15 protein-coding genes are annotated in these 14,888 nt (G+C 71.6%); 10 read left to right on the top strand and 5 right to left on the bottom strand.

Annotated elements, in window-relative coordinates; translation table 11 throughout:
- The first annotated feature begins 178 nt into the window (after positions 1-178).
- Positions 179-1,120, top strand: coding sequence for a hypothetical protein (locus AB0C28_RS20730; protein ID WP_357846752.1), 942 nt, complete (start codon positions 179-181; stop codon positions 1,118-1,120).
- 21 nt (positions 1,121-1,141) lie between these two features.
- Here the strand turns inward: AB0C28_RS20730 and AB0C28_RS20725 are convergent, their stop codons facing one another.
- Positions 1,142-1,297 carry a hypothetical protein gene (locus AB0C28_RS20725; RefSeq protein WP_357846754.1) on the bottom strand — a complete coding sequence of 52 codons (156 nt, stop codon included), beginning with the start codon at positions 1,295-1,297 and terminating at the stop codon, positions 1,142-1,144.
- Positions 1,298-1,389: 92 nt separating this feature from the next.
- Here AB0C28_RS20725 and AB0C28_RS20720 point away from each other — a divergent pair, with 92 nt between their 5' ends.
- A complete protein-coding gene (locus AB0C28_RS20720) occupies positions 1,390-2,211 on the top strand; it encodes a hypothetical protein (protein ID WP_358076409.1) in 822 nt (273 codons plus the stop codon).
- 81 nt (positions 2,212-2,292) lie between these two features.
- Here AB0C28_RS20720 and AB0C28_RS20715 read toward each other — a convergent pair whose 3' ends face one another.
- Positions 2,293-2,694: a nuclear transport factor 2 family protein gene (locus tag AB0C28_RS20715; RefSeq protein ID WP_358076407.1), complete on the bottom strand. Its 402-nt coding sequence runs from the start codon at positions 2,692-2,694 to the stop codon at positions 2,293-2,295.
- Positions 2,695-2,753: 59 nt separating this feature from the next.
- On the opposite strand from AB0C28_RS20715, the gene AB0C28_RS20710 reads away from it, so the two are divergent.
- Positions 2,754-2,894: a hypothetical protein gene (locus AB0C28_RS20710; RefSeq protein WP_358076404.1), complete on the top strand. Its 141-nt coding sequence runs from the start codon at positions 2,754-2,756 to the stop codon at positions 2,892-2,894.
- Positions 2,895-2,979: 85 nt separating this feature from the next.
- Complete coding sequence (locus AB0C28_RS20705) at positions 2,980-3,291, top strand: hypothetical protein (RefSeq protein WP_358076401.1); 312 nt, start codon at positions 2,980-2,982, stop codon at positions 3,289-3,291.
- A gap of 54 nt (positions 3,292-3,345) precedes the next feature.
- Here the strand turns inward: AB0C28_RS20705 and AB0C28_RS20700 are convergent, their stop codons facing one another.
- A complete protein-coding gene (locus AB0C28_RS20700; RefSeq protein WP_357846765.1) occupies positions 3,346-4,188 on the bottom strand; it encodes a LysR family transcriptional regulator in 843 nt (280 codons plus the stop codon).
- Between the two features lie 72 nt (positions 4,189-4,260).
- Here AB0C28_RS20700 and AB0C28_RS20695 point away from each other — a divergent pair, with 72 nt between their 5' ends.
- From AB0C28_RS20695 to AB0C28_RS20680, 4 genes are all read left to right on the top strand, one after another.
- Entirely contained in the window at positions 4,261-5,454 is a 1,194-nt protein-coding gene (locus tag AB0C28_RS20695; RefSeq protein ID WP_358076398.1) for an MFS transporter, read from the top strand.
- 206 nt (positions 5,455-5,660) lie between these two features.
- Positions 5,661-6,818, top strand: coding sequence for a hypothetical protein (locus AB0C28_RS20690; protein ID WP_358076395.1), 1,158 nt, complete (start codon positions 5,661-5,663; stop codon positions 6,816-6,818).
- Between the two features lie 255 nt (positions 6,819-7,073).
- Positions 7,074-8,021, top strand: coding sequence for a hypothetical protein (locus tag AB0C28_RS20685; RefSeq protein WP_358076392.1), 948 nt, complete (start codon positions 7,074-7,076; stop codon positions 8,019-8,021).
- Positions 8,022-8,115: 94 nt separating this feature from the next.
- Positions 8,116-9,279 (top strand): FAD-dependent oxidoreductase, encoded by a 1,164-nt coding sequence (locus tag AB0C28_RS20680; RefSeq protein ID WP_358076389.1) that lies wholly within the window; start codon positions 8,116-8,118, stop codon positions 9,277-9,279.
- Positions 9,280-9,352: 73 nt separating this feature from the next.
- Here AB0C28_RS20680 and AB0C28_RS20675 read toward each other — a convergent pair whose 3' ends face one another.
- The gene (locus AB0C28_RS20675) at positions 9,353-10,297 is read right to left on the bottom strand and encodes a methionyl-tRNA formyltransferase (RefSeq protein ID WP_358076386.1); all 945 of its coding nucleotides are present in this window, start codon (positions 10,295-10,297) and stop codon (positions 9,353-9,355) included.
- Positions 10,298-10,420: 123 nt separating this feature from the next.
- On the opposite strand from AB0C28_RS20675, the gene AB0C28_RS20670 reads away from it, so the two are divergent.
- Complete coding sequence (locus AB0C28_RS20670; protein WP_357846777.1) at positions 10,421-11,737, top strand: lysine N(6)-hydroxylase/L-ornithine N(5)-oxygenase family protein; 1,317 nt, start codon at positions 10,421-10,423, stop codon at positions 11,735-11,737.
- A 109-nt stretch (positions 11,738-11,846) separates the two neighbouring features.
- Here AB0C28_RS20670 and AB0C28_RS20665 read toward each other — a convergent pair whose 3' ends face one another.
- Positions 11,847-12,947, bottom strand: coding sequence for an alpha/beta hydrolase-fold protein (locus tag AB0C28_RS20665; RefSeq protein ID WP_358076383.1), 1,101 nt, complete (start codon positions 12,945-12,947; stop codon positions 11,847-11,849).
- A gap of 143 nt (positions 12,948-13,090) precedes the next feature.
- Between AB0C28_RS20665 and AB0C28_RS20660 the strand changes: the two genes are divergently transcribed.
- Positions 13,091-14,866: an ABC transporter ATP-binding protein gene (locus AB0C28_RS20660; protein WP_358076380.1), complete on the top strand. Its 1,776-nt coding sequence runs from the start codon at positions 13,091-13,093 to the stop codon at positions 14,864-14,866.
- The last annotated feature ends 22 nt before the right edge of the window (positions 14,867-14,888 follow it).

Raw genomic sequence — 14,888 nt, 5'->3', positions numbered from 1 at the left:
AGGCGATCCTTGGTCTCGGGTCGCTCGTCTGGCGGGGCCGTTCAAGTGCTGCGGGCTCTCTCCGGGCCGGGCGCACCTGCGCACGCGGCCCGGGCGCGGGTAAGCGCTGTTCAACTGAGGCGCGCGATGATCGTCCGCGGGTTACTCTGCCTCCGGCTCAACGGAACGGAGACCGCGGATGTACAGATTAGCCAAGTCCGGATTCGCCCTGTCCCTGGTCGGGGCCGTGGTCGCGGCCACCCTGATCGCCACCGCACCGGCCGCGTCGGCCGCGCCAGCGCGCGCCGACGGGCACCGGGTCACGGTCATGGTCCACGGCTTCGATCGAGAGGCCGACATCAGCTGCTCCGGCGCCTGGAACAGCGCCGAGCAGGTGCTGAACGCGGGCGGCTGGGGCGACGTCGTCACCTTCGGCTACTACAACAAGGCCACCAACTGCGACCTCAGGCTCCGGGGCACCACGGACACGCGCATCCAGGAGGTCGGCCGCCAGTTCGCGTGGACCGTCTACTACCTGTACTCCAGCAAGGACGTGGCCATCGACGTGGTCACGCACTCCATGGGCGGCCTGGTCGCGAAGGCGGCCATCGAAGGCGTCAACAGGTACGGCGTGGGCAAGCCGGCGCCCGACCTGAGCGGGGTGAGCGTCGATCCGGACGACATCGGCGCGACCGACTGGCCGAGGGACTGGCCGCCGTTCCTCTACATCGAGGACATGGTCACGTTCGCCACGCCGCATCAGGGCATCGGCAGCGCGGTGGTGACCGCCTGCGCCATCACCCACGAGCAGTGCAGCGACATGCGGCCCGGCAGCGGGTTCATCAGCTGGCTGGGCAAGCAGCCGCTCTCCCAGATGGGTACGGACTACACGTTCCTCGCCTCAAGCCACGACGACACGGTCAGCTCCGACTCGGCGACCAACAAGCGCACCGCCCACCACTGGGCCCTCTACGGCTCGAACGCCGAAGGCGGCACGCTGAGCCACACCTCCATCCGCAACACCTCGACCGGCGACTGGCAGGCGTCGTACGGAGGACAGTCCAGCGACGAGGGCGAGGGCTCCTACCCCGCGCCGCTGCTGCGCATGAAGGACGGCCTCTACGACCAGCAGGCCCAGTAGCGAACGCCCTGCGCCGGGGCCTCAGAGCATCCGGCGCAGGGCCGTCTCCACGGCGTCGACGAGAACGCCATGGAGTTCACCCCCGACGAGGTGATCGGCCTCATCCACGACGTCCTGGCCCGCGCCCGGTGAGGAAGCGGCGCGGAGTGTCCGACCGACGGCGTCGCGATCGAACACGGCTTTGATAAGTCGTCGAGATCTTCCTCTGCGAAGATCACTTCCGGCCGTCTGTTACCGACGGCACGGAATCGAGCGGGGAGTGCATGGGCATGGGTCGATGGACGCTTGGGCCGGCTCTTGTGCTGACGGCCTCGATCTCGCTCTCGATCATCGGCGTGCCCGCCGAAGCCGCCCCCCGTCCCGATCCGGTCGCGGCGCTGAAGCGGAAACTCAACGGTCATGGCGGGGTGCGGGAGAGTACGGTCTTTCGCTCCGTCTCGGGGCCGAAGAAGGATCGCGTTACCAGCCGGGCCAAGACCGTGTTCGAATTCGGTGGCGGAGAGATCGTGGCCAGCGACCTCCGCTTCTCGTCCTCACTGGGCGACTCCCGGAGAATCGCCTTCTCCGACCGCGTCTACGTCTGGGAGCCCGGACGCCCTGACTACCTGCCGGCGGGCAAGTCCTGGATCGTGTCGACGACGAAGAAGAACGACCTGTTCATATCGTGCGGGAAGATCAGGCTGAGCGATCCCGCGGTCCTGCGGCACGTGCTGGCCACCACCACGGCCAAGCGCCCCGACGGCGTCTACGACGGCACCCGCACCACCCTCTACGAGGGCAGCACCACGATCGGCGAGCTGTACAAGCTGGATCCGAGCGTGTGGGTGGACAACGTGAACAAGCCCACCGGTCAGCACGCGAGCTATCGCAAGTTGCCGGTGAAGTGGCAGCTGTGGCTCGGCTCGGATCAGCTCGTACGCAGGTGCCAGACGCGTTATGACGAGCCCGACAGCATTTGGAACGTCGAAGACCGCCATCTGGTGATTTCCGATGAGCGGTACTCCGGCTGGCACGACCCGATCGACGTCAAGCCACCCCCCGCCGAACTCGTGGCGACGCGCGACGAACTGGTCTTCTCCGACGACGACTGAACGCGAGGGACCGCCGCACGCATGGGGAAAGCCTGGCCGTAGCACGCTGCCGAGAGCCCCGCTGCCTGACCGCCGGCGGTGTCAGCGGCGCCAGAAGGTGTCGTGGGCGTGCTGGTCGGACACGTACTCCCAGCGTTCCGCGACCAGCCCGCGTTCGAAGCGGTAGACGATGAAGTTGTCCATCTCGACGCGCTCGCCCCTGCGCTCCGCCGTCCAACGGTGCAGCGTGACCGCGTGGGAGTCGTTGGCCTGGACGGAGAGCAGGCCGGTGCGGAAGGTGCCGGCCGTCTCCTCGTTCACGAGTTCGCCGAGCCTGACGATGGCGTCCTTGCCGCGGTGCTCGCCCGTCACGACGCAGTCGCCGCCGATGTGAAAGACGACGTCGTCGGCGAGCAGGGCGAGATACCCGGGGAGGTCGCCGGCGCCGGCCAGCTCGTACAGGCGCCGGGTGAGTACGGCGTTCGGGTGGGTGTCTGGGCTCATAGGGCTACCATGACGCACCGAGGTGGCCGATGGTCTACGCCCTGTGATCCAGCAAGGACGTGGCCGTCGACGTGGTCACGCACTCCGTGGGCGGCCTGGTCGCGAAGGCGGCCATCGAGGGCGTCAACAGGTACGGCGTGGGCAAGCTGCCGCCCGACGGCTGGGCAAGCAACCGCCTGTTCGACCATCAGGCCCGGTGACGCGGGCCGCTCAACCGAGGCTCAACAGAACCTCAATCCGCGCCGCCGTACGTTCCTCTCATCACACCAACGGGGAGGAATGCACATGAATCTCACCGCCAAACTGGGCGCGGCCGCCGTCGCCGGCGCGATCTCGCTGGCCGTCCCGGCGGCCGTGGTCCCCGCTCCTGCCGCCGCCGCCACGGCGCAGGGCGGGTGCGGCCAGGTCACGCACTGGACCAGCAAGTTCAAGCACCACGTACGGGTCTCCAACAAGTGCAACTACTCGATCTCCTTCCAGGTCAAGCGGCGCGGACCTGACTCCGACTGCCAGATCCTGACCGCGTACGTCACGCGGACGTTGTGGTGGCAGCGGTACGGCCGGCAGTTCCAGGGCATCCGCTGGAACTGCGCCTAGGAACGAAGTGTGCGCCCGGACCGGCCGAGCCGCGTCCGGGCGCACAAGACCGGTTCAGAGCATCCGGCGCAGGGCGGTCTCCACGGCGTCGACGAGCGGATCGCCCGCGGTGCCCGGGTGGCGGGCGAGGCCGAGTTCGACGTCCGGCAGGGGCGGCAGCGCCGAGGCGTCGTGGCAGGCCATGGACGGTTCGAGGTTGGCGGGCAGGAGAGCCCCGACGCCGAGCCCGGCCCGCAGGGCGGCGAGCACCCCGGCGAGGCTGTTGCTCTCGAACGCCACCCGCCACGGGCGCCCCGAGCCCTCCATCGCGTCCAGCACCGCCGTCCGCCAGGCACACGGGTTCGCGAACAGCACCACCGGCAGCGGATCGGCATCGACGGCGACCCCCTGCCCGACCGCCCACACCAGCGGCAGCCGCACCGTCCACTTCGGCGCCCTGGGCAGCTCGGGGACCTCGTCGAGGACGAGCTGCACGCGGCCCGAGTCGTACGCCTCCCGCGTCGCCGCGCCGGTGAGCGTGAGCACCTCCAGCGTCGCGCCGGGGTGCAGCCGGGCGAGGTCGGCGAGGACCTGGTGCAGGCGGGAGGCGGCCAGGTCCTCGTGCAGCCCCAGACCGCAGTGCCCGGTGAGCGCCCGCCCGGTCTCGGCCAGCGCCTGCGCCGACAGCGCGAGGATGCGTTCGGCGTACGGCAGCAGCTCCTCGCCCACCCGGGTCAGCGTGACGCCGGACGGCGCCCGGAGCAGCAGCGGGCTGCCGACGGTGCGTTCGAGCTTGCGCAACTGCTGGCTGAGCGCGGGCTGGGTGCGGCCGAGCGCCGCCGCGGCCCGGCTGATGCTGCCGGCCTGGACGGTGGCGACGAACGACCGCAGCAGGGCGGCCTCAAGATCACGAGCCATAAGCAATCATTATGCCTGACCCTACGAGATGACGTCTTCCTATGGCCTGGTCGGATGACTACCGTCGAACCGGTGACCGGATTTCGACAGGTGCTCGCGGTGCCGGGGCTGACGCCGCTGCTGGGCATCTCCCTGCTCGCCCGTACCGCCATCACCGCGGACGCGATGGCGCTGACGATGATCGTCGTCGTCACGCTCGACCTGAGTTACGCGGCGGCGGGAGCCGTGATGGCGGCGCTCACCGCCGGGGTCGCGCTGGGCGGGCCGCTGCTGGGGCGGATGATCGACCGGCGCGGCCTGCGCATCGTGCTGCTGATCACGCTCGTGCCGCAGCTCGTGTTCTGGTCGGTGGTGCCCGTGCTTCCCTACGCGGCCCTGGTGGCCGCCTCCTTCGCCGCCGGGCTGCTGATGGTGCCGGTCCAGGCGGTCACCAGGCAGGCCATCGCCGCGATGACGACGGTGGAGCAGCGGCGGGCCGCGTTCTCGCTGGAGTCGGTGGTGGGCGAGCTGTCGTACATGGTGGGGCCCGCGGTGGTGATCCTGTTCGCGACGACGGTGTCCCCCGGCGTGGTGGCGTGGGGAGTGGGCGCCGCGATCGTGGCCGGCGGGGCCGGGATCGCGCTGCTCGACCCGCCGCTGCGGGGCGAGGGCGAGACCACCGGAACGGCACCGGGCCGGCCCCGGCGCAGGGAGTGGCTGGGGGCACGCATGATCGCCGTCCTGACCATGGGGTTCGGCGTCGCGATGCTGCTCAACGGCGTCGATCTGGCCATCGTCGCCACGCTGCGGGAAGCCGGCCGGGCACCGTGGGCGGCCGTGGTCGTCGCCGTGTGCGGGGTGGCGTCCGTCGTGGGCGGGCTGGTCTACGGCGCGCTGTCCCGGCCGCTGCCCACCTGGCTGCTGCTCGGGCTGCTCGGGCTGGTGACGATACCCGCCGGGCTCGCCTCCGGCTGGCCGTGGCTGTGCGCGGCCGTCGTCGGGCTCGGGCTGCTGAGCGCGCCGACCCTGTCCGCGATCACCGACGCGGTGAGCCGGCTGACGCCCGCCAGTGTGCGCGGCGAGGCGACCGGGCTGCATTCGTCGGCGGCGAGCGCGGGGTTCGCGCTCGGGGCGCCCGTGGCGGGGATGGCGATCGACGTGTCCGCGCCGGCGGGCGGCTTCGCGGTGGCGGGCCTGGCGGGGCTGCTCGCCGCGCTGACGGGGTATCTGCTCTGGCGCTCGGGAACGACCACCGCGCCGCCGGTCGCCGATCTGACAAGGACCTGAAACTTTCACCGGACGCGGTCCGCGCGGTTCGGGCGGTTTCGCCGGCCTGACCTCTTTCACGTCGTCGTACGTGATCCTGCGCGACAACAGGAACGCTGACACCGGCGTTGACAGGTACCGGGGCGTGCTCTTTGCTGTGGGGCGATCACCGCCATCCCACGACGAAGGGGCGATACCTGATGTTAGCGCTAACAGATCTTGGAACGTTGCCCGGCCGGAGGACCCCGTCCCGGGTGGTCGCGGCGATCACCGGGCTGATGGCCGCCGCGGCCGGAGTGGTGTTCGGCGCGGCTCCCGCGTCGGCCGCCGCCTGCGGAGACGGCTCCTTCCAGTCACAGGTCACGGTCAGCGGCAGCACCTGGACGGCGCGGAACAGCGCCGGCGCGAGCGTCTACACCGGCACCGACTTCCGCGCGGCGGTCCAGGCCGGTATCGGGAGCCTCACGGCCGGGCGCACCTCGATCCAGCGGGTCGTGGTGCGCGGCAACGGCACGATGAGCGCCGGCAGCCGCATCTCGCTGCCCAGTCACACCTCCCTGTCGGTCTGCGGCACCGTCAACGTGACCGGCTCGGGCTCCGGCGACTACGCGCCGATCTACTCGCGCGGCACCACGAACATCGAGGTCCCGTACCTGAACGTCACCGGCACCCCCGTCTACGGCGTCTTCCTGCGCAACGTCACGAACGTCTGGCTCGGCCAGATCGACCTGCGGCTCGGCGCGGGCCTCGGCGTGCGCGTCGACAACCGCGGCGACACCAGCCAGTGGAGCCGCAACGTACGGGTGGACAGCGTGTACGTGCAGGGAGCCAGTTCGCACGCGATGGAGACCTACGGCGTGGACGGTCTCACCGTCGGCACCGTGACGGCACGCAACGTCGGCGAGTCCGGCCTGCTGCTCAATCAGACGATCAACGCGACCGTCGGCACCGTGGACGCCGACAACGCCGGCGCGGGCACCGGGTACGCGGCCTTCCGCATGGCCAACCGCAACGGCCGGATCGGCAGCTCGTACCCGAACAACATCCGCGTCGGCACGGTCAAGGCGCGCGGCGGCGGCCGGGGGATCTTCTGCGTCTCCGAGAGCGGCGGCGCCACCATCGACCGGGTCGACCTCGCCAACACCGGCAACAACGCGGTCCTGGTGGAGAACTGCCACAACGTCGTCATCGCCGGCTCGTCGGGCACGATCAGCGGCGGTGGCGAGGTCCGCATCGCGGCCCGTACGGAGTTCGCCCCGTCGTCGGGGATCAGGTTCCAGAACCTGACGGTCTCCAACACCGGCATCAGGTGGAGTCCGTGCACCGGCAACAACAACACGATCAGCAACGTGACCAGGGTCAACTCCACGCTGACCTGGTGCTGACAGCGCCCTTGCTCGATCACGCCGATTTGAGGAGGTTCGACGGTAGGATCCCTCGTTATCCGTCGTGATCTGCTGCGGAGGCGCCGATGAGAGCACGGTTGCTGATCGTCGCTGCGTGTCTGGTCGCGCAGGGCTGCGCCGCCGCAGACCTCGGCGGACGCATCCGGGTCGCCGCCCGCGTCCGAGCCGCTGCTCGAGCCCTCCCTGCCACAGACGGAGACGGAGACAGAGGCGCCGGTCGACGAGGACGTCCCGGTGTCGGAGCGGTGGGAGCGTGTCCCCGGCCTGCCCGACGACTCCGGCTGGGAGCGCGGCCTGTACGACGTGAGCGCCGCCTCTCCCGACCTGGCCTGGGCCGCCGGCTACCACGGCTGGGAGGACAGCGTGGAGATGACCCTGCGCCACTGGAACGGCTCAGGCTGGCAGGAGTTGCCCGCGGGTTACACCGGCAGCCTCGCCGCGGTGGACGCCGACGGGCCGGGCAACGTCTGGGCGGTGGGCGGCGGCTCGTTCGACAAGCCCGTCGCCCTGCACTGGGACGGCGGCTCGTGGCGACGCCATCGCTCCCCGATGAGCACGCGGGACGTCGCGGTGGACGGCGCTCGCGTGGTGCTCATCTCGTCCTTGCAGGTGATGGAGGGCGACGGGACCCGCTGGAGCAAGAAGCTCGGCGTCCGCTCACCGGAGGCCGAGCTGCGCGCGGTGAGCGCGGGCGAGGGCCACATCTGGATCGCCGGAACCCGCATGGACCGGCCGATGATCTGGCACGGCTCGGCCGGCGGCTACCGGCAGGCCGAGCTGCCCGACGCGCCGGAGAGCGGCACGCTGGGCGCCGTCTGGCAGAACAGCCCGTCCGACGTGTGGGCGGTGGGAGCGACCGGGGAGAACCCCCTCGTCATGCGCTGGGACGGCTCGTCATGGAAGCGGGCCGCGCTGCCGCCGGACTGGCGGGGCAACGCCACCAGCGTGACGGCCTTCGGCCCTGACGACGTGTGGATCGCGAGCCTGCGTACCGAGACCACCCCGAAGCACGTCGTCCTGCTGCACTGGGACGGCCGGACGTGGACGCGTGAGCGCTCGCCGTCGCCCGGTGAGGTGACCAGGGCGGTGATCGAGCGCATCCCGGGCACGTCGCAGCTGTGGCTGGCCACCTCGATCGTGAACGGCGACTCCGAGTCGATCGTCCTCTTCCGCCGCCGCTGACGACCGGCCGGCCCCACCGAGACCGGGGTCATGTCACATTCGCGGCCTCTTCTTCCCTCGTATGTCGTACGAGGCGACGAGGAAGGAGAGCGACGTGGCGAAGCGGGTCGTAATAATCGGCGGCGGGCTGGCCGGGCTGGTGGCGGCCGTCGCCTGCGCGGAGGCGGGCGCGAAGGTGACGTTGTACGAGGCGCACAACAGGCTCGGCGGGCGGGGGCGGGCGATCGGCGGGCCGTACCTGGCTCACGGGGGCGGCCACGTCTTCTACGCGGACGACCCGAACTGGGCGTGGTTGCGGGAGCGCGGGCTGGTCGGAGCGCTGGGCAGGCCCGCGCCGCGGGACTTCCGGATGGGGTTCGTCCGCGACGGACGGCTGCGGGCGCTGCCGCCGGCCGGATTCGTCCGGATGATGGCGACGGGTCCCGCGACGGCGCCGGTGGACGTGGACTTCCACACCTGGGCCTCCGCCCGGTTCGGCGAGCGCACCGCCGGGGCGGCGGCCAACGCGATCAGCGTGGTCACCCTCGACGCCGACACGGGACGGCTGTCGGCGGCGTTCGTGTGGAACCTGCTGCGCCGGGTCTTCGCGTTGCGCGTGCCGGCGGTCCGCTGGGTGGTCGGCGGCTGGCAGGCGGTGATCGACCGGCTCGCCGCCAGGGCCCGCGAGCTCGGCGTCGCCGTCGAGCTGGGCGCGCGGGTGAACGAGCTGCCGGACGGGCCGGTGATCGTGGCCACCGAGCTGTCCTCGGCCCGGCTGCTGCTCGGCGACCCGGGCCTGCGCTGGGAGAGCGGCGACTGCGTGCTGTTCGACCTGGCCGTGCGCTCGGCGCGCGGCGACCGGTTCGTGGTCTGGGACCTGGACGCCGGCGGCTTCCACGAGAGCTACTCGATGCAGGACCCCACCGCCGCGCCGGCCGGGGAGACGCTGTTCCAGCTCGACATGCCGATCAGGAAGGACGAGGGCAGGGCCGAGGCGATCCGGCGGGTGGAGGCGCTGGCCGACCTGACGGTGCCCGGCTGGCGCGAGCGGGTGACCTGGCAGCGCTCGGCCGCGGCCAGGCACCGCAGCGGCGCGCTCGACCTGCCCGGCCTCACCTGGCGCGACCGCCCGGCCGTCGACCGGGGCGACGGCGTGTTCCTGGCGGGCGACATGGTCGCGGCACCCGGCATGCGCGGCGAGATCTCCATCGGCAGTGCGCTCAGAGCCGCCGACGGCGCCGTGCGAGCCCTCCACCTCGCCGACCACGCCACCCGCTGAGCCCGGAGCGCGCCCCGATGAGCCCGGGGCGCCGCGCGTCTTCCCCGCGCCGCGCCACGGGGCCGGTGATCGGTTACGGGCGGGCGGTCAGGTAGCCGCCCATGGTCCTGAACAGGTCGCCGGCCGGCAGGTCGGTGCCGTCCTCGGTGCGGACGCGTTCGATGACCAGGCCGTGGCTGCGGCCCTTGCGGGCCTCGGCGCCGGCCACGATGACGACGCCGTCGCCCTCGCGGATGAACACCCGGCCCGGCGTGCCGCCGTAGATCCCCTGGGTGACGGACGCCTTCAGGATGCGGACGCGCTCGCCCTTGTAGTGGGTGAACGCGTTGGGGTACGGGTCGGACTGGGCCCGGACCAGGCGTTCGATGTCCTCGGCCGGCCAGGTCCAGTCGATGTTGCTGTCCTCGATCGAGCGCTTGTGGAAGAAGCTGGCCTTCGAGCGGTCCTGGGGCGTCCAGTCCGTACGCCCGGAGGCGATGAGGTCCAGCGACTCGGCCACGATGGGCGCGATGAGGTCGACCGTACGGTGGAACAGGTCGGTGGTGGTGTCGGCCGGGCCGACGGGGACGGCGCGCTGCACCACGATGTCCCCGGCGTCGAGCTCGTCGTTCATCATGTGGGCGGTGACGCCGACCTCTTTCTCGCCGTTGATGAGCGCCCAGATGAGCGGCGAGAAGCCGGCGTAGGCGGGCAGCAGCGAGTCGTGCACGTTGAGGATGCCGTGCCGGGGCAGGGTGATGAACTCCGGCGGTATCCACGTGCGCCAGTTGTTGGCGACGATGAGGTCAGGCTGGACTTCCTTGAGGGTGAGCAGCAGGTCGTCGTCGGGGCGGTTGGCCAGCACGACCGGGACTCCGTGTGCCGTGGCCAGGTCGGCCACCGAGTCGCTCCAGATCTTCTCGTACGCGTGGTCGCTCTGTGGGTGGGTGACCACCAGCGCCACGTCGTGCGCGGACTCCAGCAGGGCTTGCAGGGTGCGGTGCCCCCACGTCTGGTAGCCGAACATCACGACCCGCATCAGCTCTCCTCGCTCGGCGTCTTCGGGGTAGGGGTGGGCTCGCCAATTAGGGAAGCCTAACCTAAGTTATAGAAGGATTCCAGCGCGGACTCCGATCTAGGACCCCCTCTAGAAAGGCCTTCCATGCCCACTGCCGAGCAGCCCGTGCACGACCTTGTCGGTATCGGTTTCGGCCCTTCCAACCTCGCCCTGGCCATCGCCTTGCGCGAACGCGGGGCGCGTACCGGCGAGCAGATCGACGCGGTGTTCCTGGAGAAGCAACTTTCCTTCGGCTGGCACCGCGGCATGCTTCTCGAAGGCACCACGATGCAGGTCTCGTTCCTCAAGGACCTGGTCACCATGCGCGACCCCACCAGCGAGTTCAGCTTTCTGAGCTACCTCAAGGCACGCGACCGGATGATCGACTTCATCAACCACAAGACGATGTTCCCGTCGCGCCTGGAGTTCCACGACTACCTGGAGTGGGCCGCGACGCCCTTCGCCGACCAGGTCGAGTACGGCTCGGAGGTGGTCGCGGTCACGCCCGTCACCGGGGGCGATCAAGGGGCGGTGGAGTGCCTCGACGTCGTGGTCCGCCAGGCCGACGGCGAGCTCAGCACCCGGCGTACCCGCAACCTGGTCCTCGCCGTCGGCCTGACCCCGGTGCTGCCCGACGGGATCGTCAGCGACGAGCGGATCTGGCACAGCGAGGAGCTGCTGGACAAGCTCCCCTCGCTCACCGACCCGCGCAGGGTGCTGGTGGTCGGGGCCGGTCAGAGCGCCGCGGAGGTGACCGAGCACCTGCACGGGCGCTTTCCCGAGGCCGAGGTGTGCGCGGTGTTCGCCAAGTACGGTTACACCCCGGCCGACGACAGCTCCTTCGCCAACCGCATCTTCGACCCCGCCGCTGTGGACCACTTCTTCGGCGCCCCCGAGGCGGTCAAGGAGCGGCTGCTCGCCTACCACACCTCCACCAACTACTCCGTGGTCGACCTCGACCTCATCGACGAGCTGTATCGCCGCCACTACCAGGAGAAGGTGCGCGGGAAGGAACGGCTGCGCATCCTCAACGCCTCCCGGCTCGTGGACGTGGCCCAGGACGCGGAGGGCGTGCACGCCACCGTCGAGTTCCTGCCCACGGGTGAGCGGACGGTGCTGGAGGCCGACGTGATCGTCTACGCCACCGGCTACCGGCCCGGCGACCCGCTGACCCTGCTGGGCGCCACCGGCGAGCACTGCGAACGGCTGCCCTCCGGCGGGCTGCGCATCGAGCGCGACTACCGGATCGTCACCTCCGAGAACGTGCGCTGCGGCATCTACGTGCAGGGAGCCGCCGAGCACACCCACGGCCTGACCTCGACGTTGCTGTCGAACACCGCCGTCAGGGCCGGGGAGATCGCCGACGCGGTGGCCTCCCGGCTGAGCAGGAGCGGGCGCGGCTCGTACGCGTTCTCGCACTAGGCCCGCGCCGTGGTGGCGGCCGGCCGGCGCGGGCCGGCCCGCCACCACGGCGCGTCTCACCGGCGTACCGAACCGGCACGTCCCAGCCGGCCCGCCTCACTGGCGCGGCTCACCCTTCGAGCACCCAGGCGACGTCTCTGAGCAGGGCGTGCCGCCAGCTCGCCCGGTCGTGGCCGGCCGGCGAGCGCGAGACCCGTACCGTCGCCCCCGCCCGCGCCGCCAGCGTCTCGACCAGCTCGCCGTGCGGCAACATGCGCGGCTCGTGCTCCCCCATATCGAACGCGACCCGCAGGCCGGACAGGTCGGGCCGCCGCCGCAGCAGGTCGGCGACCACGCCACCGGCGGGGCCGCCCAGCGGGTCGGCCAGGGCCGCGGCCCCGGGCGTCCACCAGAACGAGCCCGACTGGCAGGCGACGCGAGACACGAGCTCGGGGAACTCCAGCGCCGCGTACACCGCGCTCAGCCCGCCGAGGCTCTGCCCGGCGACCACGAGCCGGCCCGTGTCGGCGGGCACGCCGCTGCCCGCCACCAGGGGCAGCAGCTCGTCCCTGACCGCCTCCCACAACTCGGGCCGGCAGCCGAACTCGTCCTCCCGGTCTAGGGCGGGCAGGAAGACGAGGGTGACGGGAGGCAGCTCGCCCCGGGCGACGGCCGAGTCGAACGCGGTCATGGCCGGGTGCAGGTAGAGCCAGTCGTCCCCGTCGAGCAGCAGCACGACCGGCCCGCCGCCGCCTGCCGGATGGACACGCACGGTACGCCGCCGAAGCCGTTCGCCCAGCCGCCCGTTGAGCCGCTCAGTGGTCCAGCGCAGGCGGACACTCGGCAGAGGCAAGACGTCATCGGGGCCGATGGCGGGCCAGTGCGGCTGAGCGGGGGCGTCGGGAGTCGCCGCGATGGACCGTTCGCCGCCCGCGCTCACCGGGTTGAACGGGTCCGCGTACGCCACGCCGTCGCTCACCAGCCAGTACGTCACCCGCAGCCGAGCGGGCATGGCCACCTCGGCGTACCAGCAGTCCGTCTCCCCCCACCGGCGCAGCGCGACCGGCTCCGACCAGCTCTCGAAGTGCACGCTCGCCGGGGAGCCGCGCCACAGGAAGAGCACCGCCCAGCCGTCGTCCGACGGCACCGCGGCGGGGCCCTTCGCCGCCGTCCAGAACGCGCCGGTCCCCGGTTCTCCGGGCATCCCGTACGCGGCGAAGGTGCTCTCCATACGACCCTCCATCGAGACTGTAAGGTTAGCCTCACCTAAGCTACCCATGTTACGGTTTGCCTGCCCGGCAACGGGCGCATGACAGCAAAGGGATACTCCATGCCCCTCGACGTGTCCTTCCCCCGAGCCGCCATGATCCAGGCGTGAGCACCGCAGACCCGGTCATCCTGCGCACCGCGACCGGGCCCGAGGCCACCCGCTGGGTGACCGCGCACCTGCGGGAGGTGCCGGGGCTGACGACCGCCGCCGTGCTGACCACCGTGGCGGGAGCTGCGCTCCAGGTGGTGCCGGTGTTCATCCTCGGCCAGGTGGTCGACGGGGTGGTCGCGGGCGAAGCGCCATCGGTGCTCGTCACGATCGGGGCGCTGCTGGTGGCCGCCGTGCTGCTCGGCGCCGCGGCCACGGCCGTCTCGACGTACCTGATCGGGCGGCTGGGCGCGGACCTGCTGGCCAGGCTGCGCGAGGCCGCCGTCCGGGCGGTGCTGGGCATGCCGAGCGCGCGGATCGAGCAGGTCGGCCGGGGCGATGTGCTGTCCAGGGTCGGCGACGACGTGGCCGTGGTGTCGAAGGGCATCCGCACGGCCGTCCCCACGGTGTTCTCCTCCGGGGTGCTGGTCGCCATCGCCACGGCCGGCATGTTCGGGCTGGACTGGCGGCTCGGGCTGGCGGGGGCGGGGGCGCTGCCCGCGTACTGGCTGGCCCTGCGCTGGTATCTGCCCCGGTCGGCGCCGCTCTACCAGCGGCAGCGGGAGGCCCAGGCCGACCGCGCGCAGGCGCTGATCAGCGGGCTGAACGGGATCGACACCGTCCGTGCCTACCGTCTCGAAGCGGACTTCCGCGCCCAGGTCACCCGCGAGTCGTGGCGGGTGCGCGACCTCGGCATCGAGGTGTTCCGTTTCTTCGGCCGGTTCGTCGGCAGGGAGAACCGGGCCGAGTTCATCGGGCTGAGCCTGATCATCGTGGTCGGGTACGTGCTGCTGGAGGCCGGCGCCGTCACCCTGGGCCAGGCGTCGGTGGCTCCGCTGCTGTTCCACCGGCTGTTCAATCCGCTGGGCGCGATCATGTTCACGTTCGACGAGGCGCAGAAGTCGGGCGCCAGCCTGACCCGGCTGGTCGGCGTGCTGGCCGAGCCGACGGAGGAGCGGCTGGTGGGCCTGGCGGCGGCCGCGCCGGCGGACGGCGGGCCTTACCCGGTGACGGTGGAGGGGCTGACGTTCGCCTATCCGGGCACCGAGCGGCCGGTGCTGCTGGACGTGAACCTGGAGATCCCGGCGGGCGGCTCGCTCGCTCTGGTGGGGGCGACGGGCGCGGGCAAGACGACGCTGGCGGCGCTGATCGCGGGCATCGGCACCCCGCAGGCCGGCTCGGTGCGGATCGGATCGACCGACCTCGCCGGACTGGACGAGGCGGGGGCGCGGGCCCTGGTCAGCATCCTGACGCAGGAGACGCACGTGTTCTCCGGGCCGCTCGCCAACGATCTGCGGCTGGCCGCGCCGGAGGCGAGCGAGGCCGAACTGATGGACGCGCTGCGCACCGTCGGCGCGGGCCCGTGGGTCGAGGCGCTGCCGGACGGGCTGGACACCATGGTCGGCGAGGGCGGCGAACGGCTGGACGGCACCAAGGTCGCCCAGCTCGCGCTGGCCCGGCTGATCCTGCACCGGTCGCCGGTGGTGGTGCTGGACGAGTCGACCGCGGAGGCGGGTAGCCAGGGCGCCGCCGAGCTGGAACGGGCCGTGACGGCCGCGTGCGCGGGGCGGACCACCCTGTACGTGGCGCACCGGCTGACCCAGGCGATGGCGGCCGACCGCATCGCCGTCCTCGACGCCGGGCGCGTCGTGGAGCAGGGCACCCACGCGGAACTGGTCGCCCTCGGCGGCCGGTACGCCCGGCTCTGGCAGGCCTGGCAGGAAGGCTCCTAGAACATAACTATCGAAGGATGGC

The organism is Nonomuraea sp. NPDC048892, from assembly GCF_040649735.1.
Taxonomy (GTDB): domain Bacteria; phylum Actinomycetota; class Actinomycetes; order Streptosporangiales; family Streptosporangiaceae; genus Nonomuraea; species Nonomuraea maheshkhaliensis.
This window is presented reverse-complemented; position numbering and strand designations above follow the sequence as displayed.